Below are 15,628 nucleotides of genomic sequence, written 5' to 3'. Positions count from 1 at the left end.
ATGACTCTTTTCAGACAAATATTCACCTGGCTGCTGGTCGTATTTACTGTACTACTATTCGCATTAACGGCAGTACAACTCAATACCACTCGTAACTTCTTAGTTGCACAGCAAACAACAGGCGCGGATAACGCGCTAAACAATCTAGGTCTTTCTCTCGACCCCTATCTTAAATCTGGCGATAAGGTAGCTATTGAATCACTGATGAATGCTCAGTTTGATGGTAGCTTTTATCGCGAGATACGCATCGATTTATTTCAGGATAAATCCTCAATAGTTCGGAAGTATCCCGTTAATATCGAAGGTGTGCCTGACTGGTTTGTGAAAATGAATTTTTTCCCTGAGGTGTCACATCAACGGATTTTATCTGGTGGATGGAAGCAATATGGTGAGCTGACCATTATTCCTCACCCTGGGTATGCATATCGCCAATTGTGGAACACCACTGTTCAGCTATCGATGTGGGTGTCTCTGTTATTTTTTGTCGCTATCGTAGCTATTGCGCTCCAAGTCAGACAGTCCCTTCGCCCTCTTCGTTCCATTACCCGTCATGTCGAACAACTCGCGAGAAATCATTTCCCTGCACCTATCGCAGAGCCCAAGACAGAAGAACTCAAGACAGTGGTGAAAGCGATAAACAAAATGGCGGAACAGCTTCAAACGTTTTTTCGCCAACAAGCACAAGAAGCTAACAAGCTCCGTGAGCAGGCGTTTATGGATGCAGTGTCAGGACTGGGTAACAGAAGCTTTTTCACTGGTCAGCTTGAATCATGGCTCGCTGAAAATACCCAAGGCGGCCTTATCTTAATTCGTATCGGTATTATTCGATCAGTTTATAGCAAAGAGGGATATGAAAAAGGCGATAAGCTGGTTAGCCGCTTCTCATCGATGCTTACTCAGGCTACGGGTGAGAGCGACTTTACGACGGCCAGAATCTCTCAGGACGAATTTGGCATTATTGCACCAAACTTTGGCTCTGATACGTTAAGAATTATTGCCGAAAACATTTTCCATAATCTATCCAACACTCAAACAGGATATGCACAACAGCCGCTTGATTTATCGATAGGTTTGGCAATAAACAACGACAATAATCATGATGCCAGTATATTGTTGGCGCAAGCAGATAACGCACTTTCGCAAGCGGAGCAGCAGTCTGACAAGACGATTGCGATAATTGATAACACTGCTGAGCAAGCTATCATGGGTAAGCAGCAGTGGCGACAACTGCTTACTGACTCAATGCTCAATGACCATTTCATTTTGAACTATCAGCAAGCTTCAACCAAGCACAGCGATGTTATTCACCATGAGGTTTTTTCAGCTATCCAAATTGGCGAACAGTATTTCGGTGCAGGTCAGTTTCTTGGCATGATTGAACAACTTAAAATGGGCGATGCTTTTGATAAATATGTTGTTGAGCGCGTAATTTCCGAGTTAGAAAATAAACCGTCAATTGGTCCCTTGGCGATAAACCTCACCTCGTTCAGTATTACCAATGCGAATTTCATCTTATGGTTAACGCGTCAGATGCAGCGTCATCATTCGTTGTCAGACAGATTGTTCTTTGAAATCCCTGAATCAGTATTTGTTCGCTACCCTGATCATGGTCAGTTATTGGTAGAGCAAATTCGTCGTAATAGATTTGGCTTCGGTGTTGATAATTTCGGAAGGAATTTTAAATCAGTCGACTATCTGAACGCCTTCAAGCCTGACTATGTCAAAATCGACTTTGCTTATACTAAAGACATTGAAGATGAGACTAAACGTCACGTGCTGTCTTCAATTTGCCGTACGGCGTCCAATTTAGAAATTACAACTATCGCAACCCGCGTTGAAACCAAGATTCAGTTAGACAGACTGTCTGAGCTATTTATTGATGGTTTCCAAGGATATATTATTGAGGATGCCCCAGTAGTATAACACCGCTTAAGCTGGCATCGAGAGATGCCAGTTTTCCCTTCAACCCACTTCAACAATCCCTTTCTTTCGTTTCCATTTATCGCCCATCAATTTGCTGCTTTTTTTAATTTACACTGTAAAAGCGGTCAATAATGTTTGATAGACATCTGGATTAGGCAAACTACATTTACAAATAAGAACCCATATAGACAGCTATACTTAGGCGTAACAATGAATCTAGTCGCTTGAAGTATTTATTGATAACAAGAAGAGCTGCCGATGAGAACTCCTTGTTATTTTAGAAGGACTTTAGAGGAATTCTGCATTGGCAGTTATTATCAAGATTTTACAGTGTAAATTTCAAGATTCAGCAGAACCATTATTGTTTACACTGTAAATCGAAGGCTAATTAAATCTCCTCCAATGCCAGAAGTTTTTTCACTTCTACCTGTATTGCTTTTTCACAGCCCTTTCGACCTCTAAACCCATGGCGACTAGCAACAACATCCCATGGTTTCCGCTGAAGAATTTTTTCAACCAACAAACCAAAGCAACGTAAATCAGAAGTTACTTTTTCAGTATCTGAAAACAATTGAACTAACCAAGAAGAGAGACTACCAACAACATGGTCATAACCTAGATATCCCTTAGCAAACTGATGAAGTTGAAGCTGGCAAGCTGAGGGTAAGTCATTTTGTAATTGGCATTCACGAAGTAAAATTGGAACCAAACTTGGCTCGACATCTTTGAACTGCTCAGTAAGTTGAGCAGGAAAATTCGTTGAGAACAAAGATAAGGAATCTCGCAAATCGTTTTCTAAACCCTCAATGTTCTTGCCAAGTAACAACGAATAGCACCCACTGGCTGCGTCTCTCTGTACCCCAAGTTTTATCGGCTGATAGCCAAGAGAAAACCAGAAGGATGATAGCCCCTCTGTCGCACCAAAACTGGTACCTACCATATTCACGTTCTCACTTAACATGGCATCTTCGAATTGCCTGATCATCATAGAAGCAATACCTTTCCGACGGAACGAGGGCAAAACTGCTATGCGGGTAATACGAGAAAATTTAGCCGCTAATAACGATGCGACACCACTGTTAAATGCCATTCCTTGTGCAAGCAGATGCCCCTTGATTCTTCTCTCTCCGCGAACAACCTGTTTTGAAAGCTCGGTTGAAAACTGGCCTTCAAACTGCGCTAACAGGGCGCCCACCAAATGCCCCTTATAGCTTGCTGTATAAATGTATAGAGAAGGATCATTGAGAATATGTACTAAGTCGTTAGGCGATGTTTGATAATGCGCACTGACCAAAAGGCCAAAAAGTTCACGTAGTGTAGCCTCATCACTAACTAGGGAAGAGGCAGAAAGCCGATTCAATTCAACAGAAACTGTTTTATCAGGCTCGACCTCACAGGCCTCAACGTCAAATAAAAATGTATTACTAAGCCAATGCTCAAGCGGATCCTCCATCGCCCATCGTACTGGGGCCAGGAGTTTCACCTCTCGCCAAGACATAAAATGAGAATCAAGCAAATGACGAAAGCGAGTACTGAATCCCCGACCTGTGCCCTCATAACCATGTTCAGTCGTTGAAAAGCAGACTCTGCTGTATTGATTGAACATTCTTTGCAGCATAGGTAATGGAATCGCAGCGGACTCATCGACAAGAAGTAAATCTGCCTCAATATCTTCTTGGAGTAATCTATCTGGCGCAATGTATGACACTGAACCGCCCAATGGTGCTGTGACATCAAAAGGGTTCTTCCCCTTATCAAGCTGCAATGATGTATAAATGTGTTCAAACAATGTCTCTACATTTGCTTTCTTGGGAGACGTCACTACTATGCGTTTACTTTTTTCTTTAAGAATCTTGCCGACTGCAAGACCCATAGCCGATGACTTACCTCTCCCCCTATCCGCAGTGAGAAGTAGTGGACGCTTTCGATGACCTGACAAAACACGCTCTACGGCTATAATGGCTTGCTCTTGGTCCGACGTCACTGCGCCAAAAGAAAATTGAGACGACTGTTGTTCACACGCTGGATTGTCTGAAGACAAAAGTGCTGTCTGACCACCTTGCGTCACGACTCTTGCGTGCTCAGATGAAAACATAGAATAGAATCGTTGAAGAAATCTATCGTCTTTATCAGTGCTATTTGGCAAGCCAATAAAAAACAGTAACGCCCCTCCCCTGAGGCAACCTGCAATGGCACATATCTTCTCAATATCAGCTTTATAACGAATGTCGAGGACAACGTGCCCTAACTCTTGGCCAAGTAAACCTTTGACCGCTTTCCACGGCATAGCATGCTCAAATTCATCACTGACAATCGTTACATTATTTAAGCCATCAACCTGGCTTAGACACCATGAGGGAGACCCATCGAGAAGAATAGGAAACCGGATACGTCTTGATTGAGAAAAGTCAGAAAACTGGCTGAGGGAGGTAAACACAATTGTGTTCTCATCACTTTGAATAATATAAAGCAATGATAGCGGATATCGAACGAGGCAACACCAAAAAGAAACGGGCCATAGGGCCCGTCAATTATGAAAGATGATTTTTTATAAAAGCAAGAATAGCTTCGCTCTCAGCCTGACTCACATTTTTTAAACTAATGGACAACGCGTCTCCCTGATGGCGGTATGACGCCCTACCTGCAATCAGCTCTTCCGTATCCGACTTTTCAACCATTGGCTTGGGTTTTAATTCATCACGCCACTGCTCAATTAGGAGCGTCACTTCACGGGTTATTCTACTGATGCCTTGAGCATCGACATCTTTCCATAGCGGTTGTTGGCGAAGCTTTGTCAGTAACTCACCTCGCTCACTATCGCTCAAAGAAAAATACATTCTGTGAAGCTTTACTATCGTCGGCCTACCCAGCTCTCCGACACTTGGGTACGCTTGTAACATCTCCAATGGAAGCGTGGCTGCTTTCAACGCACCACTGACAAGGGCCTCGCTGCATTGGCAAACTTTTGCCAACTCTTTCTGATCGCTCACTTCACCCCGAGATAGCATAGCCTGCATCTCTTTACCGCGTTCGAATAAAGAAAGAGGTTTATGCGCATTAGCAACATCAGAGAGAAACTTAGCGTGCTTTGCATTTATGTCTGACGCAACATATATCAAGAAATCCTGTTCAGCCAGGATACAAGACATGCGACGACGGCTACCGTCGAGGACCTCAATTTTATCGCCATCAAGCCAGCGTCCGACTGCAGGATACTGCTGACCACGATCTTTTAACGTTACAAGAATGTCAGAAAGCGCCAGCTCATTCAGAAAGGACTGCTCTCTGGCGTTATCAGCAAATACGCTGGTCCGATTCTTAACTTCATGAGCGGGAATTTTAACAAGTTCAAACTGTACCGTTTGTTCACCGGCAACAGATAGCTCAATCACTGCTGCTTTGTCGCTCACCGCTTTTTGGGCTTCCTGAACAGTTGTTGCTTTTCGTTTGTCTGCTTTACCAAATAAGCGGGCATTCAGGTCTGAGGTTTTAATAGCCATTAAGACTCCTGATTAAGTTGAGACCAGTGACTGTGTAGTACACGCTCCAGCTCAAGACCTGCCCGATGTACCGCTTCTTGTGCGGTCGACAGTGTCTTTTTACCTCCCTCGAAATCTTGAGGAGTAAGGTCAAAAACAGTGCTGTAGGTATCAGCGCAGGTTTCAAAAGCACGGCTTCTTGGAATGGTTGCCATCATAACCTGGTCACCGAGCAAGTAATTCATTTCAGTTAAAACCGATACCTGCTTCTTGTTATCGTCTTCAAACATGGTTGGCATCATTCTAACAAATTCCAGACCCGGCCAGTTTTCTGGGAACATCTCATACACAGTCGGTAAATGCTGGAAGAAATTAACCGTTGAAGCCCAGTCAAGACGCTTGGCCGCACATGGAATCATAAGCGCGTTTGACGCATACATTGCATTCCATACCAATGGATCAATGTGCGGACCCGTATCAATCATTATGATATCGAATTCGTCGCTGATTAAATCAATCACCTTTTCTCGCAGCAGTTTTACAATATCAAGCGATTGATCAGTTGTCAGGCTCTGCCATGCTTCAGCATTGAACATCGAGTCTTCTGGGAAAGCCGCGATGGTTTTCAAATTAGGGTATTGGGTCGGCAGAAGCACATTTTTCATAAGAAAATCTTTATCTGCTTCTGATGGCGTATTATCCAACATTACATCGACGGCAGAATAGATGCCTTCTTGTTCTGTGACGCTGATTTGTGGATTGAGGAATAAACGCAATGAGCCCTGAGGATCAAGGTCAATAAGGCAAATCCGGTAGCGTTTTTCAAGATTCAAGGCCAAACAAGCGCACATATGCACTGCAGTCATTGACTTGCCCGTACCCCCCTTCTGGTTCTGAACATTAATCACCCACGGCTTGTGCTCTGGTCCTTTCTTTTCTGCAAAAGACGGTATTCCAGCAGCGTTCATAATTTGGTGAGCTTCTTCGAGAGTAATGGAATAGTGATTCGCATTATTCTTTGTAAATTGGTGACCGTCAGACTCCATACGAGAAATTGCATCATCAAGCTTACGTCGGGTCAGACCGGACCGCGTTTCCATCATCGCTTTGGACATTGGAGGGAACAATTGATCCTGACGTTCCTCCATAACAATTTCAATCCGATCGGCTTGCACCTGACGGGTTTGTTCTGCAATGTGCTGCAGATTGGATATAGTCTTTTCCCTATTCATTTTTCTTTTCGCCGTAGGTTAGTATAAAGATGAGTGTACAGCACTTTATAAAACGTTCAATAAAAAGCTGAACGATTAGCGAAAGAATTAAGATAATGGTCACTAATTGTAAGATCTCGAAATTTAAAGATTTAAATTTACACCTAAATAGGCTACCAAATTCTACAACATTTAAAATGTTACCTTGTCACTTATTTACAATGTAAAGAAATATTCATCACTGAGAAAGATTACAGCTGGAAACATGTAGAAGTCTGTCTAAATTACGGAGCAGTGTATTTTCAATAGTAAGACCGACAATGACACCTCATTACAGTATCTTGATCATTTTTCAGGAAACATGATCAAGATAAGTATCAAAATACTTCGCGGGCCAAGATATAAACATGGCCTTTTCTTGATCATTGATCCGAGTGCAAAATACTTTGCAGGAAGAATGATCATGGATAACTCTTGGCGGATATCTCAGCGAACGACAAATAATTCCGACCAAGATTAATCGGAAAAATGATCAAGTACGCTTAAATTCAATATTCACAGCGCCACAGGCCGGAACGATGAAACATAACCGCTAAATTACGGTGAAAGCCGCGTCAATACCGCATCTGTGACAACTTAAGATAATATTTAGACATACACTCACTAACAAACAGCCATGTAAAATGAATATCCAATGATCATATCTCTTTCTTGATCATCGTTTCGAACACCGGACACATATCCGAACTCAGCTTAACTACGGCTTGTGTCGAACCAATTTTGTATTTCAACTTTAAATGCGTCACTCTTCGCTGACGGGTGAGACTAAAAACGGTTAAAAAGACAGCAAATACAGCTAGCTTGATCATTCTTCCATATCAAAAAATGAAGATGATGCCGTTGGCGTCAGAAAAATACACAGATAATTAACATTAATTGTGGATAACTTGTTAACGGCACTTGATCATCGTTTCAAAGTAATGATGATCAATGTTTCGAATTATTGATGATCATCGTTTCAACGATCTAATGATCATGTTTTCCAAGGTGTTATGATCATAGATCCGAAACGGTCATGATCATGCTTCTGAATGGGGCAAAAAATTAATTTATATATTTCATGCACTTATGTGAAAACTCATATTCAGATCAATAGATCACTTAATCAAATAAATCATATAAATCAAAAAGATCAGTTAAGTAAAACAATAAAAAAGATCTTTCTTTCTTGGATTTTTTCTATTAATCTTTCTGGAAAGATGACGAATTTACGATCATTTGTATTCTTACCTACTATTTGCTCAGGTTGACAGGAGCCAAGCCGAGATGGCTGCGAACGAAAAGATCCTTATCAATGCCCCGCGTACCCATAAAGACGGCCATTTGTTTCAGATTCACGGACAACTGGTAGACTGGATGAAACAGTATCAAGCGTTCAAGGGTGTAACGAAAAGTATTCTCGAGCTGCTTAATTTGATCTCTCTTCGTGGTTTTTCATCGACAGATGGCTTGGTATCCACCACTGAATTAATAGATGCGACAGAAGGTCAGCTAACCCGGGCAGCTATTCAGCAGCGTCTCCGGGCAGCTGTGCAAGTTGGTCTCTTTGTTCAGCACCCTGTGAAGTTCGAAGAAGGGCTAGCTGGAAAGACAATGCTTCATGAGTTTGTTAATCCGAGCAAACTGGTTACTGTGCTCGGAACAGAAGGACTGCACTCTGAGCAAAACCGTGTCAGAGAGAAAAAGAAACGCTCTAAAGCATTGGCTCAAAATCAGGTAAACAGGCAACTTCTTACCGAGCATGGCCTCGGAACGCCGCCTATGATGCCTGATGAAAAAGATCAGATTCTGGTATCCCCGACCAGCTGGGCTGGGATCATTGATCAGGCACTCGCGCCGCCAAGAACCAAAAAGAGTTATCAAAAATCGATGGTATCAATAAGCGGTACCAAAGCGATCATTGAAACACGTTCATCGAAATCAATTATGACAGTAGATGATCTGATGACGCTATTCGCATTGTTTACCCTGACAGTCCAATATCATGATCATCACTTGCCAACCTATGAACTGCATACGCAAACCATAGGCAATAAAACGCCGGTGTATATCACGGATATACTGGCTTTGCGCGGCAAGAAGGACAGTGGGCCTGCTAGAGATTCTATTCGTGAAAGTATCGACAGAATTGAGTTTACCGATTTTCAACTTCATGAACTGACAGGGCGTTGGCTCAGTGAGAACATGCCTGAAGGCTTTAAAAGTGACAGGTTCCGCTTCTTGGCAAGGACTATCACTGCGTCAGACGAAGCGCCACGGGAAGGTGAAGATGGCGAAATAAGGATCAAGCCAAATCTTTACATCTTGGTCTGGGAGCCTTCGTTTTTTGAAGAGTTGATGACACGTGATTACTTTTTTCTCTTTCCACCAGAAATTCTTCGTCAACATACTTTGGTGTTCCAGCTGTATACGCTCTTCAGAAGCCGTATGTCGCGTCGTCTTGAAGATTCAATGACATTGAGTGACCTCAACCAGAAAATGGCGAGAAACATCGAATGGCGGCGTTTCTCGGCCGATCTGATACGCGAACTTCGTAAGCTAGCAACTGATGGTAATGAAACAGATGATCTTTTTGCGATTAATTTGTACGGATATCACCTGACAGTTTATCGCATGGACGATGACAAAAAGTATCCTGACTATCGAATCGACATAAAATGTAACGTCGAAGAGGTGATCAGGTTCTCCCGGGCGAAGATGTATAACGAAGGTAAACGATCTCTGGCGCCTACAATGCCAAACCCGCTTCGCAATGAGATTCTTGGTAAGGCTGACCTTGATCAGCTTTCCGGGATCATTGATGGCGAGTTTGAGCCGATCCAACGCAATGAGAAGCGCGGTGGTAAACTTGGTCGCCGCGTGAAACAGCGCAAACACCTTGTAGAGATCAATGCCGATGAGTTAACGATCATTCTGTCACGATATACGTCAGATGAAGCGTTGCAACGCAGTATAGCTGCCCTGTCAGCCATGACTGGGCATCCGGCCGCGACCATTACAGATGAGTGTAATGCATACATGGAAAAACTAGATTGGCTGCGAGTAGATGGCGAGATAATGCCCATTGACACGCTAAGAAAAACCATTGAGTTTTACAACCAACATCAGCAAGACAGACATCTGTCGATAGAACGCCTTATATCCGGGCTGGCAGTGCGTCGTAAAGTGTGTAAACAGGTATTTAACGGTCAGTTAGACACGTCTGTGCTTGCGGTTTTGGATGAAGTGGCAAGCGGCGCGTGATGGCGTGGCAGCAGTGAAACTATCAATTAAATGAAGCAGCTCTGGCTGCTTTTTTTATTTTTATCCACCAGCTAGCAACTGCTAGATGATGCAACGCGTAAAACAGTCCACCACTCGTTAAACAGGGTTAGTCAAACAAAGCATTTTGCTTTCGATACTGCTCCGGTGTGCAGTTAGCATGCTTTTTGAACATGGTAATAAACGGAGAACTTTGGTTATATCCCAACGACAAGGCAACCTCTTTTACAGATTTCCCCTTCCTGAGAAGCGAAAGAGAGTGAACAAATTTAATTCTTGAACGCCACTCGGTAAAATTCATACCAAGTTCACTCACACAATGCCTTGCCAGCGTTCTTTCTGAAGTATGAAGCTCTTTTGCCCACGTCGCTAATGATCGTTCATTGGTCGGATCTTCTTCCAATGCGTCTATGATAGGCCTGATCAAAGGATCGCCACTGGTTGGAAGAAAGCCTGAATGTTGTTTGGCGGCAATGACCTGATCAAACATCACTGCAGCTAAACGTTTCTCCTCATCGGTTTCAGGCACAGTAAGTTTTTGTACTTTCAATTCATCGACAATCGCGCTGATAAGAGCAGACACCTCGAACAAACAAGGATGGGAGGGCATGACTGTCGCCTTGGAAACTGCAATATTCATTGAGCAGTAGCTTACTGAACGACGCATATAACTGGTATGGCTGATGTGTGGCGGAACCCAAATCGCAAACTGAGAAGGAGAGAGATAACGCTTGTCCCCAACCTTGACCTCCATGATCCCACCTCTAATCAACTGCAATTGTCCCCAAGAATGACTGTGATCCCGAGTGAAGGTGCCTGACAAAAACTCACCATGGCCAAAAAAAATGTCAGCTGGTGGCTGTTCCCACTCATATAACGGGGTGTAGAGATGTTTCATAATCTAATGTGTCCGATGAAGGATGAACAGTGGCCGATTAAAGATATATCTATTAAAAAAGACGTGTCAAACTCGACGCCTTTCGTTTTGCTGCACGGAACTCCACCAATGAAGCTACTTTTACCCCTGATCCCTGTGATCATATGGGCAGGGAACACTGTGGTGAACAAACTCTCTGTCGAGACGATGTCACCAGGTGCAATGTCATTTTATCGATGGGCGGTTGCGGTACTGGTACTGACACCATTCTGTCTACCTCCTTTATTAAAAAACTGGCAGACGATTCGTCCTCTGCTGCCAAAGCTGGCGGCTTTAGCATCACTCGGTATGGTGTTGAATCAGTCACTCGGTTATTTCGCAGCCGAATCTACAACGGCCACCAATATGGCATTGATCATGGCCTTGGTGCCTTTGATCAGCATGTTTATCAGTGTGCCTCTCCTTGGCGCAGGGATCAGCCTTACAGGTATTGGCGGAGCATTTATGGCACTTGCCGGGCTGGTGGAAATGTTGACCAAAGGCGCACCAGAAGCGCTTATTGAACAAGGTATCAACCGTGGTGACGGCTTGGTGCTGATCGCCTCGTTAAGCTATGCACTTTATTGTGTACTATTAAAACGCTGGCAACTCAAGATCAAAACACTGCAATCTGTTTACGTTCAGGGTCTGTTTGCTGTATTTATTTTATTTCCACTGTTTTTGACCAGTGAACGTGTCAGTCTTTCAGCGGCTTCCCTTCCTCTGGTGGGTTATGCAGGTATTTTTGCATCTGTACTGGCACCGCTCTGTTGGTTGAAGGCGATAGAGGCGATTGGGGCCAGCCGCTCAGCGATGTTTATGAACCTGATGCCAGCAATGACTGCGTTGATTGCTGTCTACACCCTTGGAGAAACTCTGGCTCAATATCATTACATCGGCGGCTTGATGGTGTTATGCGGTGTTGCGATATCGCAGATGAAAAACAAAGAAAAAATCAAAAAAAATCAAGAAAACTTGCAAAGTTGTAGAGCTGCTTAATTTTCAGAGAGTTGAATAGTAAAAGACCCCATTTTTATATGGGGTTTTTTGTTTACATAGCAAATATCACCTTTCCTGCCTGTGGAACAAAGATTTTCCCGTTACTACACTAATCCATAAAAGCAACACCCAATATCAACAAAAACAATAATTATGTGAGCAAGAAATTATGGGCATGCTACCAGTACTTTTCGGTCTGGGTTCAGACAAAAATGCGCTCAGTTACCAGATGATGCAGAGCGCGTCAGATGGGATAATTATCGCAAACAACAAGGGTAATGTTATTTTCGCTAACCCCTCTGCACACAAGCTGCTTGGCATCAGTAATCTGGCGGGTAAGCGACTCACCGAACTCTCTATCGGCGACCCTGCCAGTCATCTCAATGAGGGATACAAACACATCCTCACATTGTCGAAAGAGAAATCTGTACATCTGAAAATCGATGTTAACAGCATGGAGCAGCAGAGTGGTATTGCTTTGGTGATAAAAGACATCACTACGGATGAACAGCAGCGCCTGCAATCCGAACTTATTCTCGCCCAGTCGATAAATGCTGTTGTATCTATTGATGAAAATAATTGTGTCACGTACATGAATAAAGCGGCTGAAGAGTTGTGGGATTTAAATAAAGAGGAAGTATTGGGACGCAATGTAAAAATGCTCGTTCCTCAAGAAATTCAGCAATACCATGACACATATGTCAATACTAATCGCCAAACCCGGATAGACAATCTTGTTGGTACTAGCCGAGACCTCGAGTTAGAGCGGAAAGATGGCACTAAGATCTGGGTGAACTTATCGCTATCCAGAACTGAAATTGGAAGCAAAGTGGGATATACGGCGTTCGCTCGCAATATCAGTGAAGAGAAAACAGCAAGAGATGGCCTTGAGCAAATTCTTCGACAGGCCATCGATGCGGTCGTCAGTATTGATGGCGATAATAATGTCACTTTCTTCAATTCAGCAGCAGAAGCATTGTGGGGATATGACAAAGAGGACGTACTGGGTAAAAACGTAAAAATGCTGGTTCCGGTTGAACATCAACCCAACCACGATAACTACGTCAATACTAATCGCCGAACCGGTATCGATAAGATTGTCGGTTCAGCCAGAGAGATACAACTGGTGCGAAGAGATGGTACTGAAGTCTGGGTGAGCCTGTCCTTATCCAGAGTCACCATTAACAATCAGTTGCATTACACTGCATTTGTCCGCGATATCTCTGAACAGCGGGCCGCGCAGGATGCGATTAACCAAACACTGTCACAGGCGTTAGATGCGGTCGTTACCATTGATTCAGACAATAATGTTACTTTCTTCAACCCGGCTGCTGAGGCGTTGTGGGGTTATGATGCCAAAGAAGTGATAGGACAGAACGTTAAGATGCTGGTACCCGTCGAGATACAGGCCAATCACGATAATTTGGTCAATAGCAACCGCTCAACAGGTATCGATAAAATTGTGGGCTCTTCCCGCGAGGTTCCTATACATCGTAAGGACGGCACGCTGTTTTGGGGTCTATTGTCATTGTCCAAAGTCGTCCTCGATTCAGGAACGATTTACACCGCGTTCGTTAAAGATGTCACCGCTGATGTTGAGCAACGCGACGGTATGGGAGAGATCATGGAAAGGGTTGCGAAATCCAGTTCGGAGATCTCAGACATTGCCAAAGTGATTGACGGTATCTCTGACCAGACGAACCTGCTGGCATTGAATGCGGCCATTGAAGCTGCAAGGGCAGGGGACCATGGAAGGGGTTTTGCCGTCGTTGCCGATGAGGTAAGACAGCTGGCATCCAGGTCGTCTGAGTCAACTAACGAGATAAACAGACTGTCAGACAACACCCGTAAGCTGCTCAATGAGCTGGCGGATGTGCTGAAGCTTAAAACAGGCACCTAACAGAAAGGCTATACTTCTTACTTCGATAGACTGGTTAAGGTGGAGACTGAACAGTCTATCGCTTGTTAACTTGCACTCATTTTATGGTGAGCTTATATCAACCTTCATTACAGTAAGCCGTTGTCAGCCACATCCATCAAACACCCTTTTTAAACGTCACAAATAGCACCGTTTCCGACATCCAAAGTACATTTATTATCAGTACTCACTTCGTTTTTAGAATGCAATCAGAGCTGCCTTCTTCTTTACACATAAGCATGAATGTTTTGCTTATACCTTTTATCCCCCTTCTGTACAAATCCAATAATTTTTCTCTTTATTTTGGCTAGTTACTTCTTTGATTCATAAAAGAGACATTTATCAATAACCACTGGAGTAATATGGATTTGTGTATTTATTTTCATACATTTTAAGTTGATGTCAGGCAATTCTCTGGAGGTAGCTATGCAACAAAACGAACCCTCAGATATTCAGGAAATCGAAAAACGTTCATTTGAATGGCGGGCATTTTTCTTTATCACTGTGATTCTCTTTCCCGTCTTGAGCATTATGGTCGTTGGCGGTTATGGATTTTTGATTTGGATGAGTCAGGTGTTTTTCTTTGGTCCTCCGGGCCACGGATAAATAGCGCGAATACAACATATCCCAATAAGTCTTATTCAGATCCTTTCCTATGAGCAATGTCTATGAAATCTTTCATCATCAAGCTGTGGACGACCATGTGTCGGCCCGCGACCAAAATCAGTTTGGGGGTACTCACCCTCGGGGGCTTTATCGGTGGTGTTATGTTTTGGGGAGCATTTAACACTGCGCTTGAAATGACTAACACAGAAAAGTTTTGTATCGGCTGTCATACCATGCGTGACAATGTCTATCAGGAATTACAGGGAACTGTCCATTGGACAAATCATTCAGGAGTCAGGGCAACGTGTCCTGATTGTCATGTGCCACATAACTGGACTGATAAAATCGCCCGAAAAATGCAGGCAAGCAAGGAGGTTTTCAGTCATCTGGCTGGATTTATTGATACAAGAGAACGTTTCCTGGCCAAACGTTTAGAGCTGGCGCAACACGAGTGGGCAAGATTTTCAGCAAACGGATCTCTGGAGTGCAAGAGTTGCCACAGCTACGCCAGCATGAAATGGGAAATCATGTCGCCAGCGGCAAGATTACAAATGAAGCAGGCTGCCGAAAAAGACCAAAGCTGCATCGACTGCCACAAGGGTATTGCTCATCACCTCCCAGATAATATGGACTCCAGCGGTGGTTTACTCGGGAAACTGGAAAGCCTATCGGCTAGCACCAACTATCAGTCGGGTAGTGCGCTATACAGTATTCGTTATTTACCGTTGTATGAGGACAATACCCTCAAAGAGGAGGCTGGTCTGCTGAGTCCGGCAACCAAAATCACCGTTAACGAGGAAAAAGGAGATGCGATTAAAGTGACTCTCGAGGGGTGGCGAAAACTCAAGGGGTTTGGACGGGTGCTGAATGAAGATTTTGGCCTCAATATTTCCAGTGCTGCGCTAACGAAGTCTGTCTCTCAGAACAAAGAAGTAGTGAAAGAGTTTGAGAGTAAGGAAGATAAATTGACCGGCCTGAAATGGCAGCGGGTGAGTGTTGACCTTTGGATGAAAAAATCGGCTCTGGTATCAGACATACAGAGTATTTGGGCTCAGACCAAACCTACCTACCAAACCAACTGCAGTGTTTGTCATACCCAACCCGCAGAGGCACATTTTGATGCCAACACCTGGCCAGGAATGTTCGACGGCATGATGGGTTTTGTCAATTTTGATACCGACTCGAAAGCGCTGGTACTCAAATATCTGCAAAAACACTCGTCCGACTTTGTTAAGGCACACTAGGAAAGGAGCTC

The 15,628-nt window shown here is 43.7% G+C and carries 10 protein-coding genes; 6 read left to right on the top strand and 4 right to left on the bottom strand.

Annotation, left to right across the window (positions count from 1 at the left end; all coding sequences use genetic code 11):
* Positions 1 to 1,923: a bifunctional diguanylate cyclase/phosphodiesterase gene (locus tag A8L45_RS00600; RefSeq protein WP_068898133.1), complete on the top strand. Its 1,923-nt coding sequence runs from the start codon at positions 1 to 3 to the stop codon at positions 1,921 to 1,923.
* Positions 1,924 to 2,311: 388 nt separating this feature from the next.
* On the opposite strand, the gene A8L45_RS00595 is transcribed toward A8L45_RS00600, so the two are convergent.
* From A8L45_RS00595 to A8L45_RS00585, 3 genes are all read right to left on the bottom strand, one after another.
* A complete protein-coding gene (locus A8L45_RS00595) occupies positions 2,312 to 4,360 on the bottom strand; it encodes a GNAT family N-acetyltransferase (RefSeq protein ID WP_139122264.1) in 2,049 nt (682 codons plus the stop codon).
* Positions 4,361 to 4,454: 94 nt separating this feature from the next.
* Positions 4,455 to 5,423: a ParB/RepB/Spo0J family partition protein gene (locus A8L45_RS00590; RefSeq protein WP_068898130.1), complete on the bottom strand. Its 969-nt coding sequence runs from the start codon at positions 5,421 to 5,423 to the stop codon at positions 4,455 to 4,457.
* Positions 5,423 to 6,634 (bottom strand): ParA family protein, encoded by a 1,212-nt coding sequence (locus A8L45_RS00585; protein ID WP_068898128.1) that lies wholly within the window; start codon positions 6,632 to 6,634, stop codon positions 5,423 to 5,425. The genes A8L45_RS00590 and A8L45_RS00585 overlap by 1 nt, the downstream gene beginning before the upstream one ends.
* Positions 6,635 to 7,939: 1,305 nt before the next feature.
* Between A8L45_RS00585 and A8L45_RS00580 the strand changes: the two genes are divergently transcribed.
* Complete coding sequence (locus A8L45_RS00580) at positions 7,940 to 9,916, top strand: replication initiator protein RctB domain-containing protein (RefSeq protein ID WP_068898126.1); 1,977 nt, start codon at positions 7,940 to 7,942, stop codon at positions 9,914 to 9,916.
* Between the two features lie 127 nt (positions 9,917 to 10,043).
* Here the strand turns inward: A8L45_RS00580 and A8L45_RS00575 are convergent, their stop codons facing one another.
* Positions 10,044 to 10,832, bottom strand: coding sequence for an AraC family transcriptional regulator (locus A8L45_RS00575; RefSeq protein WP_068898124.1), 789 nt, complete (start codon positions 10,830 to 10,832; stop codon positions 10,044 to 10,046).
* A gap of 108 nt (positions 10,833 to 10,940) precedes the next feature.
* On the opposite strand from A8L45_RS00575, the gene A8L45_RS00570 reads away from it, so the two are divergent.
* The 4 genes from A8L45_RS00570 (at position 10,941) to torC (ending at position 15,617) form a co-directional block, all read left to right on the top strand.
* Entirely contained in the window at positions 10,941 to 11,849 is a 909-nt protein-coding gene (locus tag A8L45_RS00570; protein ID WP_068898481.1) for a DMT family transporter, read from the top strand.
* 175 nt (positions 11,850 to 12,024) lie between these two features.
* On the top strand, positions 12,025 to 13,749 hold the full coding sequence (locus A8L45_RS00565; RefSeq protein ID WP_217492102.1) for a PAS domain S-box protein: 1,725 nt from the start codon (positions 12,025 to 12,027) through the stop codon (positions 13,747 to 13,749).
* Between the two features lie 444 nt (positions 13,750 to 14,193).
* Positions 14,194 to 14,373, top strand: a complete 180-nt coding sequence (gene torE, locus A8L45_RS00560) for a trimethylamine N-oxide reductase system protein TorE (protein WP_068898120.1) — start codon at positions 14,194 to 14,196, stop codon at positions 14,371 to 14,373.
* A 62-nt stretch (positions 14,374 to 14,435) separates the two neighbouring features.
* Positions 14,436 to 15,617: a pentaheme c-type cytochrome TorC gene (gene torC, locus A8L45_RS00555; RefSeq protein WP_068898119.1), complete on the top strand. Its 1,182-nt coding sequence runs from the start codon at positions 14,436 to 14,438 to the stop codon at positions 15,615 to 15,617.
* Positions 15,618 to 15,628: the final 11 nt, after the last annotated feature.

Origin of the sequence: Veronia pacifica (genome assembly GCF_001707825.1) — a bacterium.
In the GTDB taxonomy this organism is placed as follows: Bacteria; Pseudomonadota; Gammaproteobacteria; order Enterobacterales; family Vibrionaceae; genus Veronia; species Veronia pacifica.
This window is presented reverse-complemented; position numbering and strand designations above follow the sequence as displayed.

Coding starts and splice junctions, on each gene's coding strand:
- A8L45_RS00600 (WP_068898133.1), top strand. CDS start 1: ATGACTCTTTTCAGACAAATATTCACCTGGCTGCTGGTCGTATTTACT.
- A8L45_RS00590 (WP_068898130.1), bottom strand. CDS start 5,423: ATGGCTATTAAAACCTCAGACCTGAATGCCCGCTTATTTGGTAAAGCA.
- A8L45_RS00585 (WP_068898128.1), bottom strand. CDS start 6,634: ATGAATAGGGAAAAGACTATATCCAATCTGCAGCACATTGCAGAACAA.
- A8L45_RS00580 (WP_068898126.1), top strand. CDS start 7,940: ATGGCTGCGAACGAAAAGATCCTTATCAATGCCCCGCGTACCCATAAA.
- A8L45_RS00575 (WP_068898124.1), bottom strand. CDS start 10,832: ATGAAACATCTCTACACCCCGTTATATGAGTGGGAACAGCCACCAGCT.
- A8L45_RS00570 (WP_068898481.1), top strand. CDS start 10,941: ATGAAGCTACTTTTACCCCTGATCCCTGTGATCATATGGGCAGGGAAC.
- A8L45_RS00565 (WP_217492102.1), top strand. CDS start 12,025: ATGCTACCAGTACTTTTCGGTCTGGGTTCAGACAAAAATGCGCTCAGT.
- torE (WP_068898120.1), top strand. CDS start 14,194: ATGCAACAAAACGAACCCTCAGATATTCAGGAAATCGAAAAACGTTCA.
- torC (WP_068898119.1), top strand. CDS start 14,436: ATGAAATCTTTCATCATCAAGCTGTGGACGACCATGTGTCGGCCCGCG.